17 protein-coding genes are annotated in these 17,281 nt (G+C 55.3%); 7 read left to right on the top strand and 10 right to left on the bottom strand.

Annotation, left to right across the window (positions count from 1 at the left end; translation table 11 throughout):
• Positions 1-59: 59 nt before the first annotated feature.
• The 3 genes from AC2FH8_RS08060 to AC2FH8_RS08050 are packed head-to-tail and all read right to left on the bottom strand — an operon-like array spanning position 60 to position 2,470.
• Complete coding sequence (locus tag AC2FH8_RS08060) at positions 60-1,895, bottom strand: carbamoyltransferase family protein (protein ID WP_142636420.1); 1,836 nt, start codon at positions 1,893-1,895, stop codon at positions 60-62.
• Positions 1,896-1,899: 4 nt separating this feature from the next.
• Entirely contained in the window at positions 1,900-2,049 is a 150-nt protein-coding gene (locus tag AC2FH8_RS08055; protein WP_142636421.1) for a DUF5989 family protein, read from the bottom strand.
• Between the two features lie 16 nt (positions 2,050-2,065).
• A complete protein-coding gene (locus tag AC2FH8_RS08050; RefSeq protein WP_496689252.1) occupies positions 2,066-2,470 on the bottom strand; it encodes an SxtJ family membrane protein in 405 nt (134 codons plus the stop codon).
• Between the two features lie 191 nt (positions 2,471-2,661).
• On the opposite strand from AC2FH8_RS08050, the gene AC2FH8_RS08045 reads away from it, so the two are divergent.
• Genes AC2FH8_RS08045 through AC2FH8_RS08030 form a run of 4 tightly spaced genes read left to right on the top strand, consistent with a single transcriptional unit; the run spans position 2,662 to position 6,572 of the window.
• The gene (locus tag AC2FH8_RS08045; protein ID WP_496689250.1) at positions 2,662-3,786 is read left to right on the top strand and encodes an MlaE family lipid ABC transporter permease subunit; all 1,125 of its coding nucleotides are present in this window, start codon (positions 2,662-2,664) and stop codon (positions 3,784-3,786) included.
• 1 nt (position 3,787) lies between these two features.
• Positions 3,788-4,603, top strand: coding sequence for an ABC transporter ATP-binding protein (locus AC2FH8_RS08040; RefSeq protein WP_281972879.1), 816 nt, complete (start codon positions 3,788-3,790; stop codon positions 4,601-4,603).
• Between the two features lie 5 nt (positions 4,604-4,608).
• Positions 4,609-5,925: an MlaD family protein gene (locus AC2FH8_RS08035; RefSeq protein ID WP_271949005.1), complete on the top strand. Its 1,317-nt coding sequence runs from the start codon at positions 4,609-4,611 to the stop codon at positions 5,923-5,925.
• Positions 5,926-5,939: 14 nt separating this feature from the next.
• On the top strand, positions 5,940-6,572 hold the full coding sequence (locus AC2FH8_RS08030) for an ABC-type transport auxiliary lipoprotein family protein (protein WP_246097221.1): 633 nt from the start codon (positions 5,940-5,942) through the stop codon (positions 6,570-6,572).
• Between the two features lie 19 nt (positions 6,573-6,591).
• Here the strand turns inward: AC2FH8_RS08030 and AC2FH8_RS08025 are convergent, their stop codons facing one another.
• From AC2FH8_RS08025 to AC2FH8_RS08015, 3 genes are all read right to left on the bottom strand, one after another.
• Positions 6,592-8,529, bottom strand: a complete 1,938-nt coding sequence (locus AC2FH8_RS08025) for a vWA domain-containing protein (protein ID WP_496689246.1) — start codon at positions 8,527-8,529, stop codon at positions 6,592-6,594.
• Entirely contained in the window at positions 8,526-9,065 is a 540-nt protein-coding gene (locus tag AC2FH8_RS08020; protein ID WP_142639814.1) for an RNA polymerase sigma factor, read from the bottom strand. The genes AC2FH8_RS08025 and AC2FH8_RS08020 overlap by 4 nt, the downstream gene beginning before the upstream one ends.
• Before the next feature lie 61 nt (positions 9,066-9,126).
• Positions 9,127-10,707, bottom strand: a complete 1,581-nt coding sequence (locus tag AC2FH8_RS08015; protein ID WP_142639816.1) for an FMN-binding glutamate synthase family protein — start codon at positions 10,705-10,707, stop codon at positions 9,127-9,129.
• An 87-nt stretch (positions 10,708-10,794) separates the two neighbouring features.
• On the opposite strand from AC2FH8_RS08015, the gene AC2FH8_RS08010 reads away from it, so the two are divergent.
• Together AC2FH8_RS08010 and AC2FH8_RS08005 are read left to right on the top strand one after the other, a co-directional pair.
• Positions 10,795-11,292 (top strand): fluoride efflux transporter FluC, encoded by a 498-nt coding sequence (locus AC2FH8_RS08010; protein WP_281995129.1) that lies wholly within the window; start codon positions 10,795-10,797, stop codon positions 11,290-11,292.
• Positions 11,289-11,651, top strand: coding sequence for a fluoride efflux transporter FluC (locus tag AC2FH8_RS08005; RefSeq protein WP_281972876.1), 363 nt, complete (start codon positions 11,289-11,291; stop codon positions 11,649-11,651). The genes AC2FH8_RS08010 and AC2FH8_RS08005 overlap by 4 nt, the downstream gene beginning before the upstream one ends.
• Before the next feature lie 16 nt (positions 11,652-11,667).
• On the opposite strand, the gene AC2FH8_RS08000 is transcribed toward AC2FH8_RS08005, so the two are convergent.
• The 4 genes from AC2FH8_RS08000 to AC2FH8_RS07985 are packed head-to-tail and all read right to left on the bottom strand — an operon-like array spanning position 11,668 to position 15,665.
• Positions 11,668-11,976, bottom strand: a complete 309-nt coding sequence (locus AC2FH8_RS08000) for a cytochrome o ubiquinol oxidase subunit IV (protein WP_496676890.1) — start codon at positions 11,974-11,976, stop codon at positions 11,668-11,670.
• Between the two features lie 10 nt (positions 11,977-11,986).
• Positions 11,987-12,619: a cytochrome c oxidase subunit 3 gene (locus AC2FH8_RS07995; RefSeq protein ID WP_142639822.1), complete on the bottom strand. Its 633-nt coding sequence runs from the start codon at positions 12,617-12,619 to the stop codon at positions 11,987-11,989.
• Positions 12,616-14,706: a cbb3-type cytochrome c oxidase subunit I gene (locus AC2FH8_RS07990; RefSeq protein WP_281995131.1), complete on the bottom strand. Its 2,091-nt coding sequence runs from the start codon at positions 14,704-14,706 to the stop codon at positions 12,616-12,618. Before AC2FH8_RS07990 ends, AC2FH8_RS07995 begins: the two co-directional genes overlap by 4 nt.
• Positions 14,703-15,665 (bottom strand): cytochrome ubiquinol oxidase subunit II family protein, encoded by a 963-nt coding sequence (locus AC2FH8_RS07985; protein WP_496689242.1) that lies wholly within the window; start codon positions 15,663-15,665, stop codon positions 14,703-14,705. The genes AC2FH8_RS07990 and AC2FH8_RS07985 overlap by 4 nt, the downstream gene beginning before the upstream one ends.
• Positions 15,666-15,848: 183 nt before the next feature.
• On the opposite strand from AC2FH8_RS07985, the gene AC2FH8_RS07980 reads away from it, so the two are divergent.
• Positions 15,849-17,084: a lytic murein transglycosylase gene (locus AC2FH8_RS07980; protein WP_496689240.1), complete on the top strand. Its 1,236-nt coding sequence runs from the start codon at positions 15,849-15,851 to the stop codon at positions 17,082-17,084.
• Positions 17,085-17,281: the final 197 nt, after the last annotated feature.

Genomic DNA, 17,281 nt, shown 5'->3' with positions numbered 1-17,281 from the left:
TTCCACCAAATAGGTCTCAGGGGCAGACTGTGTCGCGGTTCCGCTGCTTGCGCAACAGATTAGTCCAGCTCGTATTTTGTCTCGTAATTCTCCCTAAGCGCGGGATCCTGATCTTCCTTACGCAACAGGCAGTTCCCGATGGACAGGACCTCGATATCCGTTCCCATGAAACAGCGGAACGCATCGGTGGGCGTGCACACAATCGGTTCGCCGCGCACATTGAATGAAGTGTTCACCACCAAAGAGCATCCGGTCAGTTCTTTAAACTTTGAAATCAGCGCGTGATAGGCTGGGTTGGTCTCTTGGTGAACTGTCTGGATACGGGCAGAATAATCAACATGGGTCACAGCAGGGATGTCAGATCGTTTGACGTTCAGCTTTTCAATCCCGAACAGAGCGTCTTCTTCCTCGGTCATCTTGCGCCGGATTTTTTCCTGCACATCCGCCACGATCAACATGTAAGGGCTATCGCCATCCAGCTCGAACCAATCGGCTACGTCTTCGCGCAGAACAGATGGGGCAAATGGGCGGAAACTTTCGCGATACTTGACCTTCAGGTTCAGCGTTTTCTGCATCGAAGCTGACCGTGGATCGCCCAGAATGGAGCGGGCACCCAACGCACGCGGACCGAATTCCATCCGCCCCTGAAACCAACCAACAGCCTTACCGTCAGCCAGCGCCTGCGCCGTCTGGTCAATCAACTCACCATTTTCATAGGTGGAAAACTTCGCACCGGCCGCCGCCAGTTCTTGCGCTATGTCGTCATCTTCATAACGCGGACCAAGATAGGCCCCCAGCATCTGATCACCCGAGGTCACTTGCCGCGGCTGCGCTAGCTCTTGATGCCAGGCCGCATAGGCAGCACCCAGCGCCCCGCCCGCATCACCCGCTGCGGGCTGCACCCAAACATTGTCGAAGGCGCCATCGCGAAGAATTTTGCCATTCGCGACACAGTTCAGAGCAACGCCTCCGGCCATGCAGAGGTTGCGTATACCATGCTCTTTCGCCAGGTCCCGAGTGATCCGCAGCATGATCTCTTCGGTCACGGCCTGAACCGAGGCGGCAATATCCATGTGGAACTGCGTCAGCTGGTCGGTTTCGGCTTTTCGAACCGGTTGGTCGAACAGCTCTTCCATCGCTTTGCTCGTCATGGTCAGACCAGCTGTATAATTGAAATACTTCTGGTTCAGGCGGAACGAACCGTCCTCTTTCAGGTCGACAAGATGCTCAAGGATCAGATCCTTGTATTTGGGGTCGCCATAGGGCGCCAAGCCCATGACCTTGTATTCACCAGAATTCACCTTGAACCCGGTGTAATAGGTGAATGCAGAATACAGCAGACCCAGCGAATGCGGGAAATGCAGCTCTTTCACCATGGTCAGCTCGTTACCGCGACCAATACCCACGGTGGTGGTTGCCCATTCTCCGACTCCATCGACAGTCAGCACGACCGCGTCTTCGAAGGGCGAAGGATAGAACGCACTGGCCGCGTGACTGATGTGGTGCTCGGCGAACAGCAGTTTTTCGAGATCGAATTCCGGGTCGATTTTGCGAAGCTGCTTTGCAAGCAGATCCTTGAGAAACAGCTTCTCTCGCAGCCAGACCGGCATTGCCATGCGGAAGGAATTGAACCCGCGTGGCGCCACCGCAATGTAAGTCTCGATCAACCGTTCGAATTTTAGAAACGGTTTGTCGTAGAAAACCACATTGTCGACGTCTTCAAGCGCAACCCCCGATTCGGCCAGCACGTAATTGATGGCTTCTACCGGAAATCCGGGGTCGTGTTTGCGCCGTGTAAAACGCTCTTCCTGCGCGGCCGCAACGATCTTGCCGTCGCAAAGCAACGCCGCTGCGCTGTCGTGATACAGCGCCGAAATACCTAAAATGTATGCCATGTGATCAGAACAACGTGTAGACGAAAGGTGCAATCGCCGAGCCTTGGCTCAACACGATCAATCCACCAAACACACCCAAAACGATCAGAATGGGCAACAGCCAGAATTTCTTTCTGACTTTCATAAATGACCAGAGCTCGGATACGAATGTCACGCCTGGTACTCCCTTGTTAAAATTGCTGTTTCATGCTGCCGGGCTGCTCTTCACGAACAATCCAGTAGCTATCTGATGAACTGTCCAGTTTCTGTGACAGCAGGTCTTTTCCCAACAGGCGCGTAACCAGCCCAAACGGGACAAACGTAGTGATAAACACCAAAAACATAACGATTGGGGCCACAATCGCACCCAAAAGCATGCCGAGTTTGAACCAAAGCCGGTTCGGCACCTTCAGAGTAGCGGGTGCAAAAACTGTCAAAGCCAGAATAACCCCAGCGATAACCATTGGGATCAGGCGCACCGACCCTCCGCCCCACAAGGGCCAAAGAGCGATAATTAAGAAGACAGCGGTGAAGACGTAACCAAAGCCCCGTTCGGACCCGATTTCGACTTCTACCTTCGCGTGATGATCAGACATTGAACACAACCAAAATAACCAAACAAAAAACCTGCGCAAAGAATAACACTACTGGTTGCCGAAACAAGCCTTTTGCAAGCTCACACCATCATTCTTGCGATGAATGCCATCTTGCATCGCCTGATGGCTAAATACTTGAAGCGTGACAAAAACCCGTTGCAGCACCATGCAGATTCACATCAGATACCCCCATGACCCCGCCTACATTCACAACTGACCTGGATACGGATCAGGTTCACCTGCAGATATCGGGTGATCTTCACACCCAATCGCTGGATATGGTTGAGCGTGAATTCGCGAATTTCCATCCCAACGGCGGAACGGTCATAGTTGATTTGACAGGCGTTAAGGCACTCGACACTGGCGGGGCTTGGCTGATTGCCAGCCTTGTCCGCAAGGTGAAGTCCAGCGGCGGGCAGGTCGAGCTGCACGGTGCAACCGCCGCGCATTCCGCGCTGATCGAAACGGTTTCCCGCAACATGCCGGACGAATCCGCCCCTGATCCCGGAAAGCCAGATTTTCTGGATTGGGTGGCACGTGTCGGCGAGCGTACAGTTGGTGGCTGGAAAGACAGCTTGTCGTTGCTTGAGTTTCTGGGCCTGACGCTACATCGGCTGGTCCGCACAATCTTGATACCGCGGCGTCTGCGGCGGGCTGCGCTGGTATCGCAGATGGAAGAAACCGGTTTGAAAGCGATTCCGATCGTTGCCCTTATGGGTTTTCTGATCGGCGTTGTACTAGCATTTCAGGGGGCCACGCAGCTCAAACAGTTCGGGGCCGAGATATTCGTGGTCGAATTGATCTCGATCTCTGTGCTCCGTGAGCTGGGCATTTTGTTGACGGCAATCATTGTTGCGGGTCGCTCGGGATCTGCCTTTACAGCTTCCATCGGCTCGATGAAGGTGCAAGAAGAAATAGATGCCATGCGGACGCTGGGCCTGGATCCGATCGAGGTTCTGGTCATTCCACGCGTTGTGGCGTTGCTGATCATGCTGCCAATCCTAGGGTTCATCGCCGATATCGCCGCCTTGATTGGCGGCGGACTTATGAGCTGGATCGACCTTGGAGTCAGCCCCGGAATGTTCGTGACCCGCCTCAAGGAAAACACCGGCATCTGGCAATTTGCCATCGGTATGATCAAGGCACCTTTCTTTGCGCTGGTCATCGGTATCATCGCCTGTTGGCAGGCCTTACAGGTCAAAGGATCGGCACAAAGTGTTGGGCAAAGAACCACCGCGTCCGTGGTCCAGGCGATCTTCTTGGTGATCGCGCTGGATGCCATGTTCTCGATCTTTTTCTCGGTACTGGGGGTCTGAAATGGACGGTGTAGCCCACGAACAGATGCCGATTGGCGACACCCAGCGCGAGGCGGTGATACGGGTCCGCAATCTGACCAACCGGTTCGGGCCGCAGGTCGTGCACCAGGATCTGAATTTGGATGTCTGGCGGGGCGAAGTACTGGGCATTGTCGGCGGCTCGGGCACGGGTAAATCCGTCTTGCTCCGCACCATCGTCGGCCTGAACAAACCAGCCGCGGGAAGCATCGAAGTTCTGGGCGTCGACGTCCTGAACGGCCCCGAACAAGAGAGGCGGCGCATCGAACGCCGCTGGGGCGTCGCCTTTCAGGACGGCGCGCTTTTCTCGTCGCTCACCGTGTTGCAGAATGTCGTAGCCCCCCTGCGCGAGCATACAGGAATAAGTGAAAGCCTTATGTCGGCGCTTGGCGGTCTGAAAATCAGCTTGGTCGGACTGCCGCAGCTGAGCTGTGGCAAATTCCCGTCTGAACTGTCGGGCGGGATGCGCAAACGTGCCGCTTTGGCGCGCGCGCTGGCACTGGACCCTGAGATCGTATTTCTTGATGAACCAACGGCCGGTTTGGATCCCATCGGCGCCGCTGCTTATGACGACCTGATTGGCGAACTTCAGCAAGCGCTGGGTCTGACTGTGTTTATGGTCACGCACGATCTGGATAGCCTTTATGCGATTTGCAACAGGATCGCAGTTCTTGCAGAAAAACGTGTTCTGGTTGATGGTCCGATTGAAGAGATGACCAAAGTCGATCATCCTTGGGTACAAGAATATTTCACCGGCCCCCGGGCGCGCGCAGCACAAAAAAAGGGTCAGGACAGGTAACACCCATGGAAACCCGAGCAAATTATATCCTGATCGGTGCATTCACCCTGGCTGGAATACTGGGTGCGTTTGGCTTTTTTCTATGGCTGGCCAAATTCGAGGTTTCCCGGCAATACGCCTATTACAATGTACTGTTCGACAATGTTTCCGGCCTGTCTGCGGCAGGTGGCGTCAGTTACAACGGACTGCCAGTCGGGCAGGTAATCTCCCTTAACTTGGATGACGAGCACCCATCCAAAGTGCGCGTCCGCATTGAAGTAGACGCAAGTATCCCGGTGACCGAGGATACCGTCGCCCAGTTACAATCGCTTGGGGTCACTGGGGTCAGCTATGTGGAACTGACCGGAGGTTCGGCATCGGCCAAACGACTAGAGCAGGACAGCCTTATCAAAAGCAAACGCAGCACCATCCAGTCCTTGTTCGAAGGTGCCCCTAAACTGTTGGAAAAGGCAATTACGCTGATCGAGGATATCGACAAGGTGGTGGATGACAAGAACCGCCAGCAGGTATCTCAGATTCTGGAGAACGTATCTTCGGCCACCGGAAGGCTGGACAAAACCCTTGCAGATTTCGAAAACTTGTCCTCAGATTTGGGTGGCGCAGCGAAGGAAATTTCAGCCTTCTCAAAACGCCTCGAAAAATTGGCAGACACCGCAGAAACAACACTGGAAGCCGGAACAAATACATTAAATAGCCTGAAAACCGCATCCGACACGGCTGTATCGGCCCTAGACAGCGCAAAAGATACTTTTGACGCAGCAGATCGCATCATGCAGCAGGATCTGCAGCCCTTCATCGAACGGGCCTCGACCCTGGCAGACCACCTTACGGTCCTGACCGAAGATGGGCGCGTCGCGCTAGCCACGGTTTCCGAGACCTTCGTGAACGCAAACAAAACGCTCGGCTCCGTCACTGGTGCGATGGAAACAGCAAAGGGCACTTTGACCTCAGCTGAACGCGCATTTGACTCGGCCAATGAGGTGATCAACAAAGATATCGGCGTCGTCATGGATGATGTCCGCAATGCCGCCAACCAAGTGGCGTCCACGGTGACGAAAGTGACAGACAGGCTTGATGATATTTCAGCCGACATCCTCAGCGCGTCCAAATCGGCCTCGGAACTTTTGGGAACGATCGACGGCATCGTTCAGGACAATCGCCGTCAACTGTCCGATTTCATGCGGGTTGGCCTGCCACAATTCACCCGTTTCATAGAAGAATCCCAACGACTGGTGATCAGCCTCGATCGTCTGGTGGACAAAGTTGAACGCGACCCCGCCCGTTTCCTTCTTGGGACCCAAGCATCAGAGTATCGTCAATGATCAGGCATTTGATAATGACCGCAGTTTTGGCGTCTTTGGGGGCGTGTACTGGACTGGAAACGCTGCGGCAGGCCTCAGAACCCAATGATCTCTATCTGCTGACACCCAAAAGCACGTTTTCTTCTTCGCTGCCACGCATCCAGAAACAGATCGTGGTCCAAGAGCCAACCGCGACTGCCGCGGTAAATACCGATCAAATTGCAGTTCAGCCGACACCTTTGCAAGTTCAATATCTGCCGCGTGCCAGATGGGTGGATCGAGCGCCGCTGATCGTCCAGGCGCTTTTGGTCGAAAGCTATGAAAACAGCGGACGGGTATCTGCCGTGGGTCGTTCGACCGTGGGGCTTCGTCCGGATTATGTGATTGTTCCCGATCTACGCGAGTTTCAGGGCATTGTCGTTAACCAGGATGGTGAAAGCTCGACCGTACGCGTCGAAGTCCGCATGAATATCAAGATCGTGGACGAGTTCGACGACAAAATCATCGCATCGAATTCGTTCCAAGAGAACGTAATTGCCAAAAGTAACCAGACCGAAGATCTGGTTACTGCCTTTGACGTTGCTCTGGGTAAAACCATGCGGGATGCTGTCGAATGGAGCATTCGTAGAATTAGTACCCATACAGCCAACAACCCTAGGTCATTCTAGTTACTCCCAAGCCCGGGCCTTACTCAGCCAGCGTCTGGGCCAGACGCATCAAGGTGACAGCTTCAGCCCGATATCCGAAAGAATCCTCACCTCGGGACAGCGTGGCCAGATCAATGGCATCCGCATAGGACCAGCCGCCAAGATATCCTCCGCCCCGAAGCAACTGACCAAATCCTGCAATCGCATAGGAAAAGCGGATGTCATCCGTGACTGTCCCTTGTCCGGGTAAAATAGGCTGCTCCATCAGATTGCTTTGATCTTCACCAGGAAGCTTGTAACGCATTTTGAAGAAACCAATTTCCACTGAATCATCCGATATGGATTGTTCAGCATACCGCAACGGGCCGTTTCTGATCGCATCGGAACCAACTGGCGTCACCTCGTAGATCGCCGTTACGGTGTGACCTGCTCCAATATCACCAGCATCCACTTTGTCATTTGAAAAGTCCTCGCGCTGCAGGGATCGGGTTTCATAACCGATCAGACGGTATTCAGCGATCTGTGACGGGTTGAACTCGACCTGGATTTTGACGTCGTTGGCGATGGGAAAAAGCGCCCCGGTAAGTTGATCGACCAATACTTTTTGCGCCTCAACCAGCGTATCGATATATGCCGCCTGCCCGTTTCCGTTCTGGGCCAGAGCCTGCATGGTGGCATCGTCCAGATTGCCTCGGCCAAAACCCAGAACGCTTAGGAATGTACCACTGTCGCGCTTGCGGGCGATAAAATCCTTCAGGGCATCAGGGTCTGACAGACCCACATTGAAATCGCCATCGGTGGCCAGAATTACGCGGGTCACCTCACCGTCCGCAGCCATACCTTCTGCCACTTGATAGGCTTGCTGCAACCCGGCCTGCCCCGCTGTCGAGCCACCGGCTTCGAGCCTGTCGAGGGCTGAGAGAATGGACATCTTTTCGGCTGCCGCGGTCGGTGGCAAAACCTGCCCGGCACTTCCCGCATAGGTGACGATCGAAACCTGATCTTCCGGACTGAGTTCAGACAGCATCAACCTGAAAGACTGTTTCAGCAGCGGCAATTTGTTAGCATCCTGCATTGAGCCCGATGTGTCGATCAGGAAAACCAAGTTCAATGGAGGACGGTCTTCGATCTGGGGCATGACCCCTTGGATGCCGACATGAACAAGCTGCGTCCCCTCATTCCAAGGCGTCGGTGTCACGGTGATCGTAGAACGGAACGGTTCCACCCCATCAGGCGCTGGGTAGGAATAGGGGAAATAGTTCACCATCTCTTCAACCCGCGCCGCATCCTTGGGCGGCAGATAGCCATTCATCAAAGACGACCGAACAATGGCGTAAGAGGCGGTATCTACATCAATCGAAAAAGTCGAAACAGGTTCGTCCGTCGTGATCTTCAGCGAGTTGCTGTCCGCGTTCGCGAAAGTTTCGGTATTCTGTTCCGGCGCGGGAACAGTCTCATGTTGAATGTCAAATTTCCCGACCGCCGATGCCGGCGCGCTCTGTAAAAGGTCCGCAGCCCCTAGCTGCGCAACGGCCCCCTGCCTCTTGGCGGAAGGTGCGATTGTTTCTTCAATCACAACAGGCGCCTCAACAACTGGTTCTTCGAGATTGGCCTCGGGCATATCCGCCACCAATAGGTCAGACTCCTGCCGTGCGTCGGCGCGGTCCTCGGACCAGGGCAGCGGCGCAACAACCTCGTCGCGCGTCTGCGGCAAGATCACTATCAGAGCCACAGCAGCAACTGCGGTGGTAGCGGTCAGGGCACCGCGATAAGAGAGGGCATTCAACATGGCTTTCGCTCCTTCTGTCAGGCGGGCTATGAGGCCGCGCTTGACAGTGGGACGTCGCGCAGAGGTCGATCCTTGGATATTATCGAATTTTTTTTGCGCCTGGCTCAGATTTTCAATCCGTCGCGACACATCCGGGGTCGGCGTGGCGGCGTCCATCAGCATCTTCAGCTTGTCCAGTTCATCGGTCATTGTGCCAGTTCCTCTTGCCGCAAGGCGCGCAACCGTTTGCGGATATCTGACATCCTCCAGGATACTGTCCCTTCGGAAACACCCAGCACCTCTGCAGCTTCTGCATGGGTCATCTCATCCTCGAGGGTCAGGGCCAGAGTGTCTTGCAAGTCCTGCGGCAGGGACCGCATGGCCCGTTGCAACCAATCGACAGCCTCGGCCGTTTCCTGCACCTCGGCCCGGCGCATCTGTTCCACATCCCCCCAGCCGTGGGCCGCCCGCGTGTGACGGGTCGCGCGACGGCGTGCATCCTCGGCTGCATTGACAACAACACGGTACAACCATGTCGTAAACCGGGCTTCGGCACGAAAACCTACGATCTTTGACGGCAAGGCGGCGCATATATCCTGCGTCAGATCTTCGGCCTGATCCGCGCGTCCTGTCAGTCGAAAAGCCAACCGAAAGACCCTGTCGTAGTGGCGTGCCAATAGCGTGGCAAACGCATCAGCGTCCCCTGCAGCAGCGGCCTTTGCCAGATTCTCATCCGATGTTTTCATGCGCATCACAATGGGTAAGACGAACCAAAAACATCAATCCTTGGCAATGCACACAAAAAAATCAGAAATGATGCGCCGATGCGCGATTCCAGTCCTCTGCATATTCATCCGGAAGCGGAGCCTTCAGCAAAGCGCCTTCTTCAAGATGCAAATAGAGTTCAGCATAAGAGCGATCTCTTTCATCTGCAGTACGCCGAAGGATGTCCGAAGGGTGAAGTTCGGAGACCTTTTCCTTGCCCATGGCGCCCAGCAGCTCACGAAAGCTCTCTAAAGTCGCGTCGTGATAGCGATGTACCCGTTGTCTTTTTTGCGGAACATTCACAGCGCGGCCTCGGACCGGATCCTGTGTGGCCACGCCGGACGGGCATCGGTTTGTGTTGCAGTGAAGCGCCTGAATGCATCCCACTGCAAACATCATTGCCCTTGCCGCATTACACATATCGGCCCCAAGCGCGCATTTCTCGATGATGTCATAGCCTGTGGCGACTTTGCCCGAGCAAATTATGCGGATCTTATCGCGCAAACCCACACCGCGTAGACAGTTATTCACGAAAATCAACGCCTCGTTCAAAGGCATGCCCAACCGGTTGGTGAATTCTACAGGGGCCGCGCCCGTGCCGCCTTCGGCACCATCAATGGTGATAAAATCAGGCAGGATGCCTGTTTCCAGCATGGCTTTGCATATCGCTAAGAACTCGGACGGACGACCAATGCACAACTTAAACCCAATAGGTTTGCCACCGGACATCTCGCGCAGATTCTGAACGAAATTCATCAATCCGGTAGGTCCGTCAAATGCGGAATGAATTGGCGGAGAGATCACGTCCTGATGCAGGGGAACTCCGCGTATCTGCGCAATCTCTTCATCCACCTTCGCCGCAGGCAACACCCCCCCGTGCGAGGGCTTGGCCCCTTGCGACAGCTTGATTTCAATCGCCTTGACGACCTCGTTCCTGGCTCTTTCGGTGAATTTGTCTTTGTCGAACCCGCCATCCGGTGCGCGGCATCCGAAATACCCAGTGCCAATCTGCCAGATGATATCGCCACCTTCGGCCAGATGGTGCGGCGACAGACCACCCTCACCCGTATTATGCGCAAAACCTCCATCCTTTGCCCCACCATTCAATGCTCGGATTGCATTGGCGCTGAGGGCACCAAAGCTCATCGCTGAAACGTTCAGGCGCGAGGCACTATAGGGTTGGGAACATTGCGGCCCGCCCAGCATCACCCGTTCTTCGCTTTCGGGCACATGTTTGGGCGCAAGCGAGTGATTGGCCCTGTGGTATCCAACGGTTTGGATGTCGTATTGGGTACCAAATGCCTGGGTATCAACCTGCCCTTTGGCACGGGAATAAACCAGGCTGCGAATGATGCGATTATAGGGACGGCCGTTTTCGTTGGTTTCAACAAAATATTGCCGTATCTCTGGGCTGACAAATTCCAGCATGTACCGGAAATGCCCCAGAACCGGATAGTTGTTCAGCACGTTATGCCTTGTGGTCAGGATATCATATAGCCCGACCACCGCGTATGGGATCAGGAAAAGCAGCAGCCAATGGGCCGGGGGCCAGAAAAACCCGGCCACGATTGTCAGTGGCAGGCACACGAGGCTCAACACGTAATAGAGTCTGCGTATAATCATTCGTGCTCTCCTACTGTGGCTGTTAGCTGAGTCACCGTGGTACAAATTCGCGATTGCACGCAAGCCTTTACGCCCGAAATCACGTAAATGGTGAAACTTGTGATCCGCCATGCGCAGTTGATCCCGGCCGCGCCAATCGGTATCCCGGATGGCAGGGCAACGCGGGCAGGATCATTGGCTGTGAAAAAATCGCAAACAGCATGGGCCACGGCTCTCATGTTCTGTGCCGTTTTCGCGGGTGGCGCGGCTGGGTCACTGGTCAGAGAAGCGTTGTCGCTCGGGATCTCGGGCCTGCCGATCCTGACCGAGACTTTTGGAATCAATATAGCCGCATGCTTTGTGCTTGGCTTGTTATACGCCATCCGACACCGGGTACATGCGCACGTCCTGCATCTGGGCGCGGTTGGGTTTTGTGGCGGTTTATCTACGTTTTCCTCATTTGTTGCGGAATTGGAACGTCTGGCAGAGGTCAGTTTCGGGCTTGCCCTAACCGCAGCGGGTTTGGAAATTGTGGCGGGTCTTTTTGCGGCGATTTTGGGTGAAACCTCCGGGCGTCGCTTTTCCCCGCGGAGGTCGTCAGAGTGAGCGATCTCTACCTGCATGCAATGTTTGGTTTAGGCGGCGGTCTGGGCGCGGTTCTGCGGCACTGGATCGCCATTCGAATTCGCCATGACCTGCCCGTGGCAACGCTGATCGTGAACGTCTTTGGCAGTCTGTTGCTTGGGCTTTGGGTCGGGTATCTGGGTGGACCGACGGGCGTCAGCCAGGAGGAACAGCGCCTGGTGTTCGGCTTTTGTGGCGGCTTCACCACTTTCTCCAGCTTTGCCTACCAGTCCCTGGAACTGCGGCGCGAACGTACAATCGCTACGGCGGCGGGCAATATCGTGCTGAGCCTCTTGCTGTGTTGGGGCGCGCTGTGGCTTGGGCTGATGGCGATGCGCTGATCCGGTGCAGCCCGACCTACATCGGATAGGTATGCATCCGCACCGCCAGATTCCCCATTATCCAGACCGTCCCAACAATGATGATCAATAGAACCATCGTGGAAAACAGGACTAGGTCCAGGTCCTCGCGGCTGCTGCGTCGACGGTCGATATGCAGGAAATACACCAGTTGAACAATCAACTGCGCAAGCCCCAACAAACCGATCGACAAATAAACGCCCTTGGTCTCGATCCCGAACGTATATGCAATGGTAAAGACCGCCAGTGTCAGCAGCAGCGATCCGCCATAGCCAATCACATATCGGCGGCGTTCACGTCGGTGCATTTCGCTGCGCCTATCCATAGGTCAGCCCTCCGAAATAGACGATCGTGATTATGCCGATCCAGATGAGGTCGAGAAAATGCCAGAACAGGGCCAGACGAACCACCCGTGACATCAGAACGTCGGTTAGACCAAACACACGCAGCTGAATACCCAGAACGATCAACCACAGGCACCCCGCAGCAACATGCAGCCCGTGCAGCGGCACTAGCCCGTAAAACGCTGACAGAAACCCGCTGCGCTGTGGAATGCCACCCTTTTCCGCCATAGCCAGAAAGTCACGTATCTCAAGTACCAGAAAGCTGAGGCCCAGAACCAGAGTTACCGCGAACCAAAGCACGATACGGGGCCGTGGCAGGTTGTATTTCAACGCCAGCATCGCAAGGCCCACTGTAAGGCTGCTGGTCAACAGGATCAGGGTTTGGGCAAAAATGCTGGTCAGGTCGAACAGCTCATGCGGACCGGGCCCACCCGCCTGCGCGTCGATCATGGTGATATAGATCGCGAACATCAGGCCGAAATAGACCAGATCGCTCATCAGAAAGACCCAGAACCCAAAGGTGACCACTTCGCTGGCCTTGTCGGCTCCCGGATGCCGTCGGCCCAAGTTTAGGCCCGGATAGCTGTGTGTCGGCGCGCGTTTCATGTAGTGGCCTCCAGATCGGGACGGGCTAGGCCGCGGTTCTCGGGCGCGTATTCATGATCGCGATTGACCGGAACCGATGCGCGCACAAGATCAAGCCAGGCTTCATGCTCTTTGCGGACCTGCTCGGCCGGAATAAACTCTTCGGTGTCGGTTCTGAAAGTCCAGGCGATGAAGGCCGCCAACATCGCGGCTGTCGTCGCAATAGCCAGCCACCAGATCCACCAGACCAGCGCAAACATCCAGATACCGCTGAGCACGCACAGACCGAACCCGATCGCCGTATTGCGTGGCATGAGGATATCTTCATAGGCATCAAGGGACGGATAGGCGTTGCCGCGCTCTTTTGCGGCGGCAAAATCATCCCGGTCGGTCACATGCGGAATGATTGCAAAGTTATACGGAGGCGGCGGTGCCGGAATTGACCATTCCAGCGTGCGCCCATCCCAAGGGTCGCCAACCGGCACGCGGGTTTTTTCCCGGTCTCGAATGCTGACCCACAGCTGGACAATGATCGACAGAAGCGCTGCGAGAATGACCAAAGACCCAAGCACGGCGGCGATCATATAGGGGTGAAAGCTGGGATCTTCCCAACTGTAAGATCGACGTGGCATCCCCATCAGGCCGACAAAATAAAGCGGTAGGAAGGTCAACATAAACCCAACGGTCCACAACGCGACAGATATCCGTCCCCAGCCTTCGCTCAGGCGGAAGCCAAAGGCTTTGGGGAACCAATAGTTGTATCCCGCAAGCAGGCCAAACAGGACGCCAGGCAGCAGCACATTGTGAAAATGCGCGACCAGGAACAGGGTGTTATGCACCTGATAGTCGATGGTCGGATTGGCCAGGATGACGCCCGACAACCCTCCGATCACGAACAGCATCAGGAAAGACAACCCATAGAGCATCGGGACCGAGAACCGGATACGCCCGCGAAACAGCGTGGCCATCCAATCATAGACTTTCACGCCAGTCGGTATGGCGATCAGCATGGTGGCAATCCCAAACACCGCATTGATCAGCGCGCTTTGGCCCATGGTGAAAAAGTGGTGCAGCCAGACCGTGAAGGACAGCACCGCAATCGACATCGTTGCAATCACCAAGGAGTTGTACCCGTACAGGCGCTTGGCCGAGAAGGTCGCAAAAACCTCGGAATAGATACCATAGGCGGGAAGGACCAACAGATAGACCTCGGGATGTCCGAACAGCCAGAACAGGTTGGCATAGTTCATCATGTTGCCGCCAAGGTCATTTGTGAAAAAGTGGAAATCCAAGTACCGGTCTGCGGCCAGCATCAGCGCCGCAACACCCAGCGGCGGCATGGCAAAGACAATCAGGATCGAGCTGCAGATGATCGTCCAGCAATACATCGGCAACCGCATGAACTGCATCCCCGGCGCGCGCATCTTGTAGATCGTAACGGCAAAGTTGATCCCGGTCAGAGTCGTTCCGATCCCCGATACGACGATGGCCCAAATCCAATAATCCGGCCCAACGCCGGGATTGAAGGCCGCACCGGTAAAGGGTGGGTAGGCCGTCCAGCCCCCGGTCGAGAACTCTCCGACCACCAGGGAAACCATCAGCATCATGCCCGAGGACACGGTCAGGCCTAGGCTGATCTGGTTCATCACCGGGAATGCCACGTCGCGGGCGCCGATCATCAGCGGGATCAGGAAATTGGCGGCGCCGAACACAAACGGAACGGCGACGAAGAAGATCATGATCGTGCCATGGGTACTGAAAAGCTCGGCGAAATGCTCGGCTTCCAGAAAGCCTTCGCCCGGCCCTGCGGCTTGTTGGGCGCGCATGACGACACCTTCCAGAACCCCCCGCGCCAACATCACGATGGCAAAGACGATATACATGATGCCGATCTTCTTGTGGTCGGCGCTGGTCAGCCAGTCACGCCACAGCGGCCCCCACAGACGAAACCATGTCAGCAGCCCCACAACGGCAATGGCGCCCACAATCACGATCCCAGCGGCAGCATTTGCCACGATCTCATTTGCGTTGGGCGACTGGATCAACCCGGTGATCGGAAAAGCATCCCAGTTTAGACGGCCGAAAAAACCAGTCTCGACATCGGTCATTGTGTTTTCTCCTGACCATACTCGGCAGTGCCCGGTTGCTGATCGGCAGACAAGGGTGTGGCCCCGTCATAGCGGTGCAGGATCGACTGAAACAGATCACCATCGGCTAGTGTGAAATACAGCGCATCAGTCGGCATCTGATCATTGCCCAACATGGCCTGCACCTCATCCCGATCGGTTCGCATGGCGAGGGTTCGGTATGTTTCAGCGCTCAACGGAATCCCGTTTGTCCGGACCTTTTCGGCCCAGTCGTTGAAGTCCTGGGGCTCCATGGCAATCGCTTTGAATTTCTGCTTGGTAAAGCCACGCCCGTTATATTGCGTGTTCTCGCCCTGCATCGTTTCGGGCCTATCGGCGACAAGGTGCAGTTTGGTCGTCATCCCCGGCATGGCATAGATCTGTCCGGCCAGCGCCGGGATCATAAAGGACTGCATCACCGTATCCGTTGTCAGTGTGACAGCGACCTGTTGGTTAACGGGGAGGCCCATCTCACCCACGCTGGCGATACCAAGATCGGGGTAGATGAACAGCCATTTCCAGTCGAGACCAACAACCTGCACATTCAGCGCCGGGTCTTCCCCGAACGAAGTCGCGTAGGGGTCCAGCCGATGGGTGGCTTTCCACAGATAAAACGAGAGGATGGCCACGATAACAACCGGGATACCCCACATGAGGAATTCCAACCGGGCAGAAAAATCCCATTCCGGTCGATAATCTGCCTGCCCCTCCTTTCGCCTTCGATACCGTATGGCAATCAAAGGCACCAGGATCAGAACCGGAACAACTGCGACCAATATCAGAACAGTTGCCCGTAAAAGGTGGCTTTTCTGAAGGGCGGCGACGGGTCCTTGAGGGTCCAAGAAATTGTTGCTGGCTTCGGCAACCGGCACAAAGCCAAGACCTGCTATGGCGGCAGACAGGACAACCAAGGATGCAAAAGACGGTCTGGAATATGTCACGCCTGTTCATCCTCATTTCAAAATTTATTGGGACAACTATCGGCAGAGTCCTGAATTTTCACAAGGATTTTTACACAGCTCTGCCTGTTTCCCGAGATTTGATCTTGCCACCCGGATCACAGCGGCAGAAACGCCGTTCTGGTAGGTTGACTTAAAGCAGATCGCAGGTGAGATCATAGGACAATGCGTTGGTTAATCCTTACTCTTGGACTTTGCTACCTGTCGACAAGTGCGACAGCACAGGATCGTGCGGCGACCGAGGCTCAGTTTCAGTCATGGCTGAAATACACGGTCTGGGCGCGGGCGAAATCCGAGGGTGTTTCAAAACGCACGATGAACAGGGCCTTCAACGGCGTCACGCTGAACTGGAAACTGCCAGACCTGGTTCCTCCGGGTACGGCAACAGCGGTTCCCAAGGAACAAAAGCAGGCCGAGTTCGGATCACCCGGGCGCTATTTCAACGCTGGTTCGGTTCAGGGGGCCACTTCTGTCGGACGCAAGATGGCCCGGCGCTATAACACGACACTGAAACAGGTAGAATCCGATACCGGAGTACCAGCGCGCGTCATTCTGGCGATCTGGGGCCGCGAAAGCGGATATGGGCAGGTGGCTATCCGGCATAATGCGTTTCAGGTTCTGGGCACCAAAGGTTTCATGAGCACCCGCTCAGAATATTTCACGTCAGAGCTTATCGCCGCGCTCAAGATTGCAGAGGCTGGCCACATACCGCCGGATCAAATGAAAAGCAGTTGGGCGGGTGCGCTTGGGCAACCGCAGTTCATGCCATCGAACTACCTGACTTATGCGGCCGATGGAAATGGCGACGGGCGCGCGGATATCTGGACCTCGGCCGAGGACACAATTTCATCGATCGGAAACTACCTCGACCAACATGGCTGGGTCTCGGGTCGTGATTGGGGGTTCGAAGTAACTGTCCCGTCTTCGGTTTCCTGCACCCTTGAAGGGCCGGATCAGGGCCGTCCTATTCGCGACTGGGCCGGGTTGGGGATCACCCGTGTATCTGGCAAGCCGTTTCCAAAACAAGAAATGCAGGGACAAGGGTTTTTGATGATGCCCGCCGGGCGCAATGGCCCTGCCTTCATTGTCACCCCCAATTTTTATGTCCTGAAGGAATACAACAAAAGCGATCTCTACGCCCTGTTCGTCGGCCATGTTGGGGATAGGATAGAATATGGCGTCCAGGATTTCCGCGGCCGGTGGGACAAAGTCGGCGGTCTTTACCGATCGGATATAGCAGCCATGCAGCGCGCATTGGAACAGATGGGCCATGACGTCGGCGGCGCTGACGGCCTGCCGGGCTTTCGAACACGCCGCTCTATCGGGCGCTGGCAAGAGGCCACCAATCAGTCCGCCACATGCTTTCCTCAGACTCATATGGTCCGGGCACTGACCCAATAGCGATTCGCGCCAATTTTTGGAAAGCCGCAAAAGCGGACCTTGCGTCAACGCTCAACCGCTTACTCAAGAGCTTCACAAAAATGTCAAGAAACCATAGCGTATCATTATAATATTTCCATTCTCCCGTGGAATTTTTTAGATTTCGGCCGCACCTGGCCATTTTGCACGCAAAGGCTTTAACCTTTTTTGAAATAGTG

Source organism: Ruegeria sp. CDSC025 (genome assembly GCF_059610805.1).
The sequence above is the reverse complement of the archived record's forward strand: the minus strand, read 5'-3'. Positions and strand labels throughout refer to the sequence as shown.

What these genes read in the sequence shown, in the direction of transcription:
- AC2FH8_RS08040 (WP_281972879.1), top strand. Translation starts at nt 3,788, where the DNA reads ATGGACGGTGTAGCCCACGAACAGATGCCGATTGGCGACACCCAGCGC.
- AC2FH8_RS08060 (WP_142636420.1), bottom strand. Translation starts at nt 1,895, where the DNA reads ATGGCATACATTTTAGGTATTTCGGCGCTGTATCACGACAGCGCAGCG.
- AC2FH8_RS07990 (WP_281995131.1), bottom strand. Translation starts at nt 14,706, where the DNA reads ATGACCGATGTCGAGACTGGTTTTTTCGGCCGTCTAAACTGGGATGCT.
- AC2FH8_RS08035 (WP_271949005.1), top strand. Translation starts at nt 4,609, where the DNA reads ATGGAAACCCGAGCAAATTATATCCTGATCGGTGCATTCACCCTGGCT.
- AC2FH8_RS08030 (WP_246097221.1), top strand. Translation starts at nt 5,940, where the DNA reads ATGACCGCAGTTTTGGCGTCTTTGGGGGCGTGTACTGGACTGGAAACG.
- AC2FH8_RS08000 (WP_496676890.1), bottom strand. Translation starts at nt 11,976, where the DNA reads ATGCACCGACGTGAACGCCGCCGATATGTGATTGGCTATGGCGGATCG.
- AC2FH8_RS08015 (WP_142639816.1), bottom strand. Translation starts at nt 10,707, where the DNA reads ATGATTATACGCAGACTCTATTACGTGTTGAGCCTCGTGTGCCTGCCA.
- AC2FH8_RS08050 (WP_496689252.1), bottom strand. Translation starts at nt 2,470, where the DNA reads ATGTCTGATCATCACGCGAAGGTAGAAGTCGAAATCGGGTCCGAACGG.
- AC2FH8_RS08010 (WP_281995129.1), top strand. Translation starts at nt 10,795, where the DNA reads ATGGTGAAACTTGTGATCCGCCATGCGCAGTTGATCCCGGCCGCGCCA.
- AC2FH8_RS08025 (WP_496689246.1), bottom strand. Translation starts at nt 8,529, where the DNA reads ATGACCGATGAACTGGACAAGCTGAAGATGCTGATGGACGCCGCCACG.
- AC2FH8_RS07995 (WP_142639822.1), bottom strand. Translation starts at nt 12,619, where the DNA reads ATGAAACGCGCGCCGACACACAGCTATCCGGGCCTAAACTTGGGCCGA.
- AC2FH8_RS08045 (WP_496689250.1), top strand. Translation starts at nt 2,662, where the DNA reads ATGACCCCGCCTACATTCACAACTGACCTGGATACGGATCAGGTTCAC.
- AC2FH8_RS07980 (WP_496689240.1), top strand. Translation starts at nt 15,849, where the DNA reads ATGCGTTGGTTAATCCTTACTCTTGGACTTTGCTACCTGTCGACAAGT.
- AC2FH8_RS08020 (WP_142639814.1), bottom strand. Translation starts at nt 9,065, where the DNA reads ATGAAAACATCGGATGAGAATCTGGCAAAGGCCGCTGCTGCAGGGGAC.